General features: G+C 73.9%; 4 protein-coding genes. 2 read left to right on the plus strand and 2 right to left on the minus strand.

From position 1 onward, the window contains the following. Window positions 1-75: 75 nt before the first annotated feature. Entirely contained in the window at window positions 76-5,577 is a 5,502-nt protein-coding gene (gene pulA, locus ACFV6I_RS29130; RefSeq protein ID WP_380428491.1) for a pullulanase-type alpha-1,6-glucosidase, read from the minus strand. Between the two features lie 316 nt (window positions 5,578-5,893). Between pulA and ACFV6I_RS29135 the strand changes: the two genes are divergently transcribed. Continuing rightward, the gene (locus ACFV6I_RS29135) at window positions 5,894-6,859 is read left to right on the plus strand and encodes a phosphatase PAP2 family protein (protein WP_380428493.1); all 966 of its coding nucleotides are present in this window, start codon (window positions 5,894-5,896) and stop codon (window positions 6,857-6,859) included. Between the two features lie 100 nt (window positions 6,860-6,959). Here the strand turns inward: ACFV6I_RS29135 and ACFV6I_RS29140 are convergent, their stop codons facing one another. Then, a complete protein-coding gene (locus ACFV6I_RS29140) occupies window positions 6,960-9,992 on the minus strand; it encodes a bifunctional [glutamine synthetase] adenylyltransferase/[glutamine synthetase]-adenylyl-L-tyrosine phosphorylase (RefSeq protein ID WP_380428495.1) in 3,033 nt (1,010 codons plus the stop codon). A 216-nt stretch (window positions 9,993-10,208) separates the two neighbouring features. Between ACFV6I_RS29140 and ACFV6I_RS29145 the strand changes: the two genes are divergently transcribed. Beyond that, on the plus strand, window positions 10,209-11,366 hold the full coding sequence (locus tag ACFV6I_RS29145) for an acyltransferase family protein (RefSeq protein WP_380428496.1): 1,158 nt from the start codon (window positions 10,209-10,211) through the stop codon (window positions 11,364-11,366). The last annotated feature ends 21 nt before the right edge of the window (window positions 11,367-11,387 follow it).

The raw sequence follows: 11,387 nt of genomic DNA on the forward strand, positions 1-11,387 counted from the left end.
GGGGCGGCCAAAACGAAACGGGTCCCGCGCCGCCACAACGGCGGTGCGGGACCCGGGGGTTCCGGAGTTCGTCGATCAGCCCTGGACGAACACCGCCACGGTGCGGCCCGGCACGGTGAAGGTGCCGGTCGCGGCGTCGAAGCCGGACTGCTTCACCACCGCGTCCGCGCCGCCCGCCTGGACCGGGTGCAGGGCCTGGCCCGTCCCCTTCAGGGCCGCCACGGTCTGCGCCTGCGCGGTGGGCGTGGCGTTGAACACCACGGTGACGCCCTTCTCGGCGCCCTTCAGCCCGGTGCCGTCCAGGTGCAGGGTGATCACCCCGGGCGTCTCACCGGGCGTGCCGGAGAGCGGGTAGGACAGCCGCTGCTGGACGGCGGCCAGGGTGGGCAGTGAGAACAGCGGCGAGGACTGCTTGATCCGCAGGAACTCCTGGTACTGCGCGGAGGTCGCACGGATCTCGGCCGCCCTCACGGTCAGCCGCGGGTTCGCCAGCAGGGACTGCGCGGTCGGCCACATCTCCTTGTTGTCGGCCGCCGGCGGCAGGCCCCGGCCCCAGCCGTTGCCCTGCGTCGCGTCCCAGTGGATGGCGTTGAACCAGTCGCCCGAGTCGTAGGAGTTGGCGTCCAGCGACTTGGAGCGCAGCAGGTCGCTGCCGGCCTGGGCGAAGCCCGCGCCCTGGGTGAGCGCGGTGAGCGAGAGCCCGAGCGCCTGCATCCGGGCCCGGTCGGCGGGCGCGGTGCCGGTCGGCAGCTTGTACGCGAGCGCGTCGAACAGGTCGGTGTTGTCGTGGGCGTCCACGTACTCCACCGCCTCGCCCGGCTTGGCCGCGTACCCGGTCGGGGCGCCGTTGTAGTCGACCTGCGCGCCGGTGACGGCCCGGCCCGAGCTGTCGGTGAAGGAGTAGCCGGCCAGGTTGCCGGCCAGTCCGACCTTCAGTTGGTCCATCTGGTGCAGCAGCCGGTCCTTCTGCTCCTGCGGGGTGCCGTTGGCGGGCGAGCCGTTGGGGTCGGTGTACAGGCCCGAGGCGAAGCCCTGCTGCGGGGCGGAGTTCAGCATGAAGTTGCCGCCGCGGGCGGCGTCGCGGAGCCGGTCGTCGAAGGTGGCGATGCCGGTGCCGGCCAGGTTGAGCTGGGTGGCCTGTTCGAACCGGGCGTTGTTCGCGACGACGCCGAAGTTCCAGCCCTCGCCGTAGAGGAAGACGTTCTTCCCGTCGATGCCGTCCGAGGCGGGCGTCATCTTCCGCAGCGCGGCCTGCACGTCCAGCATGGTGGACTTCGGGTCCAGGCCCATCAGGTCGAAGCGGAAGCCGTCGACCTTGTACTCGCGGGCCCAGGTGGTCACCGAGTCGACCACGAGCCGGTTCATCATGGCGTGCTCGGGCGCGGTGTCGGCGCAGCAGCTGTCCGCGGTGACCTTGCCGTTGTCGTCCAACCGCTGGTAGTAGCCGGGGACGACCTTGTCCAGCACCGAGTGCTCGGCCTGGCCGCTGGCGGCGGTGTGGTTGTAGACCACGTCGAGCACCACCCGCAGCCCGGCCTCGTGCATCGCCTGCACCATCCGCCGGAATTCGACGGTGCGCGCCGTACCGTTCGTCTCGGTGGCGTACGACCCCTCCGGCACGGTGTAGTGCAACGGGTCGTAGCCCCAGTTGTACGCGTCGTCGGCGGCGACGGCCGCCACGCATTCCTGCTGCTTCGGACCGTCCGGGGGCAGGGACTTGAGGTCGCAGGCCGGCAGCTTCTGGTCGGCCCGGTTCTCCCGGATGGTGGCGATGTCGAAGGTCGGCAGCAGGTGGACGGTGGTCACCCCGGCCTGGGCGAGCTCCCGCAGGTGCCGCATGCCGGCCGACTGCGACTCGGTGAACGCCAGGTAGGTGCCGCGCTCGGCGGCCGGGACGGTGGTGTCCTCCACCGAGAAGTCCCGGACGTGCAGTTCCTGGATCTGCTGCTGCGCCGGCGGGACGGGCTCGGGGACGTTCTGCTCCTCCCAGCCCGCGGGCTTGAGCTCCTTGGCGGCGAGGTCGGCGACCAGGCTGCGCCTGGAATCGGTGGACAGCGCGACCGAGTACGGGTCGGTGACGGTGTTGACCACCACCTGCTGGACGGAGGGCGCCCAGACCTTCACCTGGTACAGGTAGTACTTGCCGTCCAACTCGCCCTTGTCGCGGACGACTTCCCAGACGCCGGTCTCGTCGTCCAGCTTCAGCGGCAGCGTCTTCGGGGTGCCGCCGGTCGCACTGTCGAAGACCTGGACGGACACCTCCTGCGCGGTCGGCGCCCACACCGACAGCGCCACCTTGCCGTTGTAGTAGGCCGGGCCGAAGTCCACCCGGCCGGTGCGGCGCGCGTAGAGGTCGTCCAGCACGCCGGGGGTCTGCACGCCGGTGGCGGCCAGCACGGCGCCACTGGGCAGGTGTTCGGTGAACAGCAGCTGGCTGCGCAGCGCGGCCGGGACGCGGGCGGTGTCCCGGGCGTCCACGGTGAAGGCCCGGTAGCCCGCCAGGTGCGGGAACGCGGCCTTCTGCGCGGCGGTCAGGCCGCCCTGGGCGGCGTTGAGCCGGATCCACCGGCCGGGCTTGGTCAGCACACCCTTGTCGGCGCGGATGCCGCCCTCGGGGTCGTACACCAGCTGGGCGCTGGTGCCGCCGGCCAGGGCCGCGTCGCCCGCGCCGTAGGCCGCCGGGACGACGACGGTCCTGGCGTCGATCCACTGGGCCTTGGCGCTGCCGAGGTCCACCTGCGCGGAGGCGGCGGCGTTCTGCGGCAGCAGGTGGCCCTCGCGGCCGCCGAGCAGCCACACCTCGCGGCCGTCGACGGCGAGGTCCAGGGACTGGTCGGTGGGCAGGTCCTTGTCGTTGCCCTTGTGCAGGATGTAGCTGAGGCTGGTCGCGCCGGGGGCCAGCGGCACCTCGAAGACGGCGCCGAAGGCGTCGCGGCGCACCGGCATCAGCGGCTTGCCCCAGTCGGTGGGGGTGGCGGCGCCGGTCCAGTCGTGCAGGCCCCAGCCGTCGTAGTCGCCGTCGGCCCGGTTGTAGTGGAGGACGGCGGTGTTGGCGGGCGGAGTGTGCACCGGGCCCGGGTCGGCGGTGCGCACGACCGGGTCGCCCTGCCGGAGCCAGACCTCGCCGGTGGCGCCGACGTCGACGTGGCGGTCGGCGTCGACGTCCTTGACGCCGTTCTTCTCGACGACGAACCCGACGTCCGAGGCGCCGGGCTTGAGCTTCACGTAGGCGAAGGCGCCGTACGCGTCCCGGCCGGTGAAGGCGTGCCCGGCGGGCCACGGGGTGGCCTCGCCGTCGGCGAGGTCGCCCCAGGCGTAGAGGTTCCAGCCGTCGTAGTCGCCGTCCGGCCGGTTGTAGTGCACGACGGCGTACGGGCGGGCGGCGGCGGTGGGCACCGGCTTGGGCGCGGGGGCGCCGGTGGTGAAGCTCGCGGTGGCGGAGCGCAGTCGGCCGCTGGAGTCCTGGACGACGGCCTTGTAGCGGACGACCGTGCCGGGGGCGGTGGCGCCCAGGTCCTGGGTGACCAGGTTCTTCCCGGTGTCGGCGGTGCCCAGGGTCTGCCAGGGCCCGGTGCCGATCTGGGCGGCGAAGGTGACGCGGTTGAAGCCGCCGCCGGTCGTGGCGCCGACGGTGACGGTGCCGCTCGAACCGTCGGCCGGCGGCTGCACGGAGAGCTGCGGCGCCGCCGTGGTGGGGGCGAGCCCGGCGCCGGCCTTGAACACCACCGAGGAGAGCCCCGGCACGGTCACGGTGACCTTGCGGTCGGCGCCGGAGGTCGCCTTCCCGCCCGTTGCCGGGTAGATCCGGTCGAAGCCCATCCCGGCGGAGAAGGTGTCCAGGGTGACGGTCTTCGCCTCGGCGGCGTTGTTGACCGCCACCAGGTACTCGGTCCGCTGCCCGGCGTCGATCCGGGAGAAGGCGTACACGCCCGCGCCGTCGGCGGCGTAGCGCTCGATCTGGGCGCCGTCGGCGAGCGCCGGGTTGTCGCGGCGCAGCTTGGCCAGCGCGGCGACGTCCTGGTAGAGCGCGCCGCCCTGCCCGTACCGGTCGGCCGGGCCGGAGGGGCCGCCGAGCACCCGGTCGCCGTTGTAGGAGGGCGTCTTGGAGGCGAACATGTCCTGTCGGGCGTCCTGGTCACCGCCCGCGCCGGTGAAGCCCTGTTCGTCGCCGTAGTAGACGACGGGCTGGCCGCGGGTGAGGAACTGGAGCTCGGTGCCGAGCCGGTCCTTCTTCAGCAGGGTGGCCTCGTCGGCGCCCGGGTTGTCGGCGAGCAGGAAGGAGCCGAACCGGCCCATGTCGTGGTTGCCGAGGAAGGTCGGCAGCTCGTACGCGTCGGTGTCGGCGGTGGTGTAGCGGTAGTCCTGGCCGTAGACGTCGGCGAGGTTCTTCGCCGAGCCGCCCTGGGAGACGTAGCCGCGGGCGGCGCCCTGGAACGGGAAGTCCAGGGTGGCCTGGAGCTTGCCCTTGGTGACGTACGGCGAGGTGATCGCCGGGTCGCCGGAGTAGACCTCGCCGAACATGAAGAACTTCTTGTTGCCCTGCTTGGCGGCGAAGTCCTTGAGCGCGGGCGCCCACTGCTGCCAGAACGCCATGTTGACGTGCTTGACGGTGTCGATCCGGAAGCCGTCCACGCCGGCGTCCTTGACCCACTGCTGGTAGACCTTCTCGAAGCCCTTCACCACCCGGGGGTTCTGGGTGTCGAGGTCGTCCAGGCCGCTGAAGTCGCCCTCGGTGGCGGACTCGCCGACGAAGGTCGAGTCACCGCGGTTGTGGTAGAGCGCGGGGTCGTTGAGCCAGGACGGGGTCTTGGCCGTGGCGTCGGCGGGCTTGCGGAAGACCGGGGTGTAGGGGAAGGAGTCCTTGGTGAGCCGCGGCCAGGGGGCGCCCGCGTCGGCGATCGCGGTCTCGTCGACGGGGTTGCCGTCGGCGTCGAGGGTCGGGTAGGCGCCGACGGAGCGGTAGCCGTGCTGCTGCTCGGCGTCGTCGATGACGTCGGCGGTGTGGTTGGTGATGACGTCGAAGAAGACCTTGATGCCGCGGGCGTGGGCCTTGGCTATCAGGTCCTTGAGCTGGTCGTTGGTGCCGAAGTGCGGGTCGACCTGGGTGAAGTCGGTGATCCAGTAGCCGTGGTAGCCGGCCGAGGCCTGGTCGCCGCTGCCCTGGACCGGCTTGTTCTTGAAGATCGGGGCCATCCAGATCGCGGTGGTGCCGAGGTTCTGGATGTAGTCGAGCCGCTGGATCAGGCCGGCCAGGTCGCCGCCGTGGTAGAAGCCCTTGTCGGCCGGGTCGAAGCCGTGGTCCAGCCGGCCGCCGGTGATGCCCCCCGTGTCGTTGGCGGGGTCGCCGTTGGCGAAGCGGTCGGGCAGGACGAAGTAGAACTGCTCGCGGCTGAGGTCGTGCCGCCCGGCGGTGGCCGCCAGGGCGGCGTCCGAGGGCGGGGGCGGCGGGGCGGCGGCGAGGGCCGCGGGGGCGCTGCCGAGGGTGGCGGCGGTCAGCGCGGCGGCCAGCAGGACGGCCGTGCGGCCGGGTCTGCGTCGGGGGGTGCTCCGCCGGGGGCGGAGCCGGACATCGGCCACTGAGGGTCTCCCTTAGGGGAAGGGGTGAGCGAGTTCCCTGGAAGCTAGCGGCCTGCAATATGTTTCAGCAAGATGCAGAAACGGTTTCTTTCCGGGAAACTCCAGGCCAGGACCGTTGCCGCCACCCCGATTACGCCCTTGGAGCGGTCGGCGTAACAATGGGACGCATGCCTGTCCCACCGGTAAGCACCAGACCCGACCTCACCCCCTACCCCGGTGGGAGCCTCCCCCTAGCCCTCAAGGGGGACAGCCGGTGAAGAATCCACTGCCAGGGGATGATCGGACGGCGACGGGACGTCTGGCAGACTTCTCGTCCATGGGGGAACCGACCAAGATCCAACACGGCCGCGCACAGCGGGCCGAAGCGGCGCTCGGTGACGGTTCCGGAGCACGGCCGGCCTCCTCGGGACGCCTGCCCGACGGAGCCGCCCGCGCCACCCAGTCCCGTATCGCCGCACTGCGCGGCCGCATCCGCGACCAACGGCGCTCACCGGCCCGGCCGAAGATCTGGTTCGAACTGGCCCTGATCGGGATCAGCTACTGGATCTACTCGATCGTCCGCAACGCCGTCCCGGAACAGGCCTCGATAGCCCAGAAGCACACCCGCTGGATCTGGGACCTGGAGCAGTCGCTGGGCATCGCCGTCGAGCGTTCGATCAACCACGCCGTTGACAGCGTCGGGTGGCTCATCACCGGGATGAACTACTACTACGCGACCCTGCACTTCATCGTGACCATCGGCGTGCTGGTCTGGCTCTACCGCCGCCACCCCGGCCGCTACGTCGCCGCCCGCACCGTGCTGTTCGCCACCACCGCGATCGCCCTGATCGGCTTCTACTTCTTCCCGCTGGCCCCGCCCCGGCTGATGACCGACGGCGGCTTCATCGACACCGTGAAGGTCCACGGCACCTGGGGCTCGATGGCCTCCGGGCCCGCCGCGCACGTGTCCAACCAGTACGCGGCGATGCCCTCGATGCACATCGGCTGGTCGATGTGGTGCGGGCTGGCCATCTTCTACCTGGCCCGCCGGACGTGGGTCCGGGTGCTCGGCCTGCTCTACCCGCTGGCCACCCTGACGGTGATCGTCTCGACCGCCAACCACTTCTGGATGGACGCCGTCGGCGGCGAGCTCTGCCTCGCCCTGGGCTTCCTCACCGCCCGCTGGATGTACCGCTCCTGGGTCTACAAACTGCCCCAGGTGCCCGCCCGGGAGACGGTGGAGGAGCCGATCACCGTCCCCGAGCAGTGGAGCGAACCCGCGGTGAGCAGCGCCCGCCGGTAGAGCTGCCGGACCTGGACGAACCGAAGGGGCCCCACCCGGGGCCCCTTTCGCGTGCCCGAGCCTCAGCCGCCGGCCTCGACGCCGGCCTCAACCCCCGGCCTCAGCCGCCGTAGAACAGCCGCTCCACCACCGCCCGGGCCCGCCGGGTGGTCCGCCGGTAGTCGTCCACCAGCTCGCCGCTGTGCCCGGCGCCGTACCCGAGGTAGCGGGCCACCCCGGCCAGCTCCCGGGCCTCCCCGGGGAAGCTGTCGCCGGGCCGGCCGCGCACCAGCATCACCGCCGAGCGCACCCGGGAGGCCAACACCCAGGCCGCGTCCAGCACCTGCGCGTCCGACCGCCCGACCAGCCCGGCCCCGGCGGCGGCCGCCAGCGCGGCCCTGGTCCGGGTGGTGCGCAGGGCCGGCAGCTCGTGCCCGTGCTGGAGCTGGAACAGTTGCACCGTCCACTCCACGTCGGCCAGCCCGCCGCGGCCGATCTTGGTGTGCGTGGTCGGGTCGGCGCCGCGCGGCAGCCGCTCGGCCTCGATCCGCGCCTTGATCCGGCGGATCTCCACCAGGTCCCGCTCCGGCACCCCGACGCCCGGGTAGCGCAGCGGGTCGATCAGCTGCCGGAACCGCGCGCCCAGCTCCTCGTCCCCGGCCACCGGCTCGGCGCGCAGCAGCGCCTGGCTCTCCCAGGCGTGCGACCAGCGCCGGTAGTACGCCGCGTACGAGGCGAGGGTGCGCACCAGCGGGCCGCTGCGCCCCTCCGGCCGCAGGTCGGCGTCGACCAGCAGCGGCGGCTCGGTGGACGGCGCGCCGAGCAGGGTCCGCAGCTCGTTGCAGACCGCCTGGGCGGCCCGGGCGGCGTCCTGCTCCAGCGAGCCGAGCAGCGGCTCGTGGACGAAGAGCACGTCGGCGTCCGAGCCGTAGCCCAGCTCGTGGCCGCCGAACCGGCCCATCGCGATCACCGCGATCCGGGTCGGCAGGTCGCCGTGCTCGGCCTCCCAGCCGGCCGTGCAGGCGCGCAGCGCGCCCTGGAGGGTGGCGGCGTTCAGCGCGGTCAGCGCCTCCCCCGCGGCGTCCAGCGCCTCGGCCGGGTCCTCGCCGAGCCGGCCGAGGACGTCCGCGGCGGCGGTGCGGAACAGCTCCCGGCGGCGCACCGAGCGGGCGGCGGCGACGGCCGCCGCGGTGGATCCGGCCCGGCCGACGGCGGCCAGTATCTCCTGCTCCAGGGCGGCCCGGCCGCGCGGCGCCAGGCCCTGCGGGTCGCCCAGCATGGCGACCGCCTCGGGGGCGCGCAGCAGCAGGTCGGGGGCGAGCCGGCCGGCCGACAGCACCCGGGCCAGCTGCTCGGCGGCGGCGCTCTCGTCGCGCAGCAGCCGCAGGTACCAGGGCGTGCGGCCGAGCGCGTCGGAGACCTGGCGGAAGTTGAGCAGCCCGGCGTCCGGATCGGCCGAGTCGGCGAACCAGCCGAGCAGCACCGGCAGCAGGGTGCGCTGGATCGCGGCCTTGCGGCTCACCCCGGAGGCGAGCGCGCTGAGGTGGCGCAGCGCGGCGGCCGGGTCCGCGTAGCCCAGCGCCTCCAGCCGGGCCCGGGCCGCGTCCGGGGTCAACCCGGCCGCGCCCGGCGGTAGTTCGGCGACGGCGTCGAGCAGTGGCCGGTAGAACAGCTTCTCGTGCAGCCGCCGGACCTCCACCGCGTGCCGCTTCCACTCGCGCTGCAGCGCGGCCACCGGGTCGGAGCGGGTGTCGTCGTTGATCAGCGCGGCCAGCGAGCGGGCCAGCCGGCGCAGGTCCTCCGCGCCGGTGGGCATCAGGTGGGTGCGGCGCAGCCGGTAGAGCTGGATCCGGTGCTCCAGGGAGCGCAGGAAGCGGTAGGCGGTGTCCAGCGAGACGGCGTCCGCCCGGCCGACGTACCCGCCGCGGGAGAGCGCGGCCAGCGCCTCCAGGGTGTTGCCGCTGCGCAGCGCCGGATCGGTGCGGCCGTGCACCAGCTGGAGCAGCTGGACGGAGAACTCGACGTCGCGCAGCCCGCCGGGGCCGAGCTTGAGCTGGCGGTCCAGTTCGGTGGCGGGGATCGAGTCGATGACCCGGCGGCGCATCTGCTGCACGTCGGTGACGAAGTTGTCCCGGGCGGCGGCCTGCCAGACCATCGGGGCCAGCGACTCCAGGTAGGCGGCGCCGAGTTCGGCGTCCCCGGCGACCGGGCGGGCCTTGAGCAGCGCCTGGAACTCCCAGGTCTTGGCCCAGCGCTGGTAGTAGGCGAGGTGGCTGGCCAGGGTGCGCACCAGCGGGCCGTTGCGGCCCTCGGGGCGCAGGTTGGCGTCCACCGGCCAGATGGTGCCCTCGCCGGTGGTGTCCGCGCAGAGCCGGGTGAGGGCGGCGGCGAGCCTGGTGGCGGCCTTGACGGCCTCGTGCTCGTCCACGCCCTCGCGCGGCTCGGCGACGAAGATGACGTCGACGTCGGAGACGTAGTTGAGTTCGCGGCCGCCGCACTTGCCCATGCCGATCACGGCGAGCCGGCAGGCCCGGGCGGCGTCCTGGTCCTGCTCGGCGGCGAGGTCCAGGGCGGTCTGCAGGGTGGCGCCGGCCAGGTCGGCGAGTTCGGCGGCGGTCTGCGCGAGGTCGGTGGTGCCGGTGAGGTCGCGGGCGGCGATGGCGAGCAGGCAGCGGCGGTAGGCGACGCGCAGCGCGTCCGCCGGGCTGCGGCCGCCCTCCCGGCCGCGCCGGACGCCCTCGGCGAGCGCGCGGCGGAAGTCCTCCGGGCCGGGGTGCATGTCGCGCAGCTCGAAGGTGACCAGCATGTGCCAGTCGTGCGGGTGCCGGGCCAGGTGATCGGCGAGCGCGGTGGAGACGCCGAGCACGCCGAGCAGCCGGTCGCGCAGCGGCTTGGAGGTGGTGAGGGTGTCGCGCAGGGTGTGCCGTTCGGCCTGGTCGGCGGCCTCCAGCAGCCGGGCCAGACCGAGCAGGGCGAGGTCGGGGTCGGCGGTGGCGCCGAGCGCGTCCAGCAGCACGGGGTCGTCGGCCAGGCCGTCCAGGCCGGGGCCCGCCAGCAGCCGCACCGCCTGCGCCGGGTCGGTGAACCCGCGCCTGACCAGTCTGATCTCCGGCCGGCTGACCCGGCTCCCGGCCCGCTGTTCGTCCACCGCCATGGCCCCTCCATCCGTCCGCCCCAGCAGGTTACGCGCCCTGACGGCCCGGCGCCGGACACGACCGCCGGACGGCCCGCCGCCGCGCGCCGCGCCGTCCGTCCGTGACCTCGGGCCCGCCGCGCTCGTTCTCCCCGCGCCGACCGTGCCACCCCGCCCCATCCCGTGCCACCCCGTCCCGCCCCGTGCCACCCCGTCCCGTCCCGTTCCGGAGCGCCGATGCCCAGCCGCCTGCCCTCGCTCACCGGGCTGCGCTTCTGGGCGGCCCTGCTGGTGGTGCTCTACCACCTGTCCCGCAAGGTCGGCGGGCTGCCGGTGCTCGACCCGCTCGCCTGGTACGGGCGTTCGGGGGTGACGTTCTTCTTCGTCCTGTCCGGTTTCGTCCTGGCCTGGACGTACGGCGGCTCGCCCGTCCCCGCCGGGGCGTTCGCCCGCCGCCGGTTCGCCCGGATCTGGCCGCTGCACGTGCTGAGCACCGTGCTGTCGCTGGGCGCGGACGCCGCGATCGGCACGGCGCTGCCGGTGGCGGCCGCGCTCTGGTCGCTGCTGCTGGTGCATCCGTGGGCGCGGGCGACGGTGTACGGCGGCAATCCGGCGTCCTGGTCGCTGGGCGCCGAGGCCTGGTTCTACCTGCTGTTCCCGCTGCTGCTGCGGTTGCTGGCGCCGCGCCGCCGGGCCTGGCTGCCGGTGGCGGCGGTGTGCGCGGCGCTCGGCCCGGCGCTGTGGGCGGCGGGCCCGCTGCTGCCGGCCGATCCGACGGTGCGCGGCTGGCTGCTGGACTACCTGCCGCTGGCCCGTACCCCGCAGTTCGTGCTCGGGGTGGCGGTCGGGCTGGCGGTGCGGCACGGGATGGTCCCCCGGGTGCGGCTCGGCGCGGCGGCCGCGGCGGTGGCGGGCTGGCACCTGCTGCTGGCGCCCTGGCACGCGGCCGTCCCGGACGCGCTGTGGTGGGGCCCGTACAGCGCCTCCCAGCTGGTGCCGGCGGCGCTGTTCGCGGCGCTGCTGGTGGCGGCGGCCCAGCGGGACGCGGCCGGTGCGGTGCCCCGGCTGCCAGGAGGACAGGGTCCGGTCGGACGGGGTCTGGCCGGACGGACGGCGGTGCGGCTCGGCGAGTGGTCCTACGCCTGGTACCTGGTGCACGAGATCGGCATCCGCTGCTGGCTCGCCGAGTTGGGCCGCCCGGCGCCCGGGGCGGCGGCGCTCGGGGTCTGGCTGCTGCTGGCCGGGGGGTCGCTGGCGGTGGCGGCGGGCCTGTACCGCTGGGTGGAGCGGCCGTGCGAGCGGCTGCTGCGCGGCTCGCCGCGCCGGCCCGGCGGGAACGCGGCGGCCGGGGGGGGGGGGGGGGTTGGGCGCGGCCGGTTTGATGTTGGGGAATAATACCCCGAGGCGTGGGCGCGC

This window comes from Kitasatospora sp. NPDC059803 (assembly GCF_042732255.1).
GTDB lineage: Bacteria > Actinomycetota > Actinomycetes > Streptomycetales > Streptomycetaceae > Kitasatospora.

Coding starts and splice junctions, on each gene's coding strand:
- ACFV6I_RS29135 (WP_380428493.1), top strand. CDS start 5,894: ATGGGGGAACCGACCAAGATCCAACACGGCCGCGCACAGCGGGCCGAA.
- ACFV6I_RS29140 (WP_380428495.1), bottom strand. CDS start 9,992: ATGGCGGTGGACGAACAGCGGGCCGGGAGCCGGGTCAGCCGGCCGGAG.
- ACFV6I_RS29145 (WP_380428496.1), top strand. CDS start 10,209: ATGCCCAGCCGCCTGCCCTCGCTCACCGGGCTGCGCTTCTGGGCGGCC.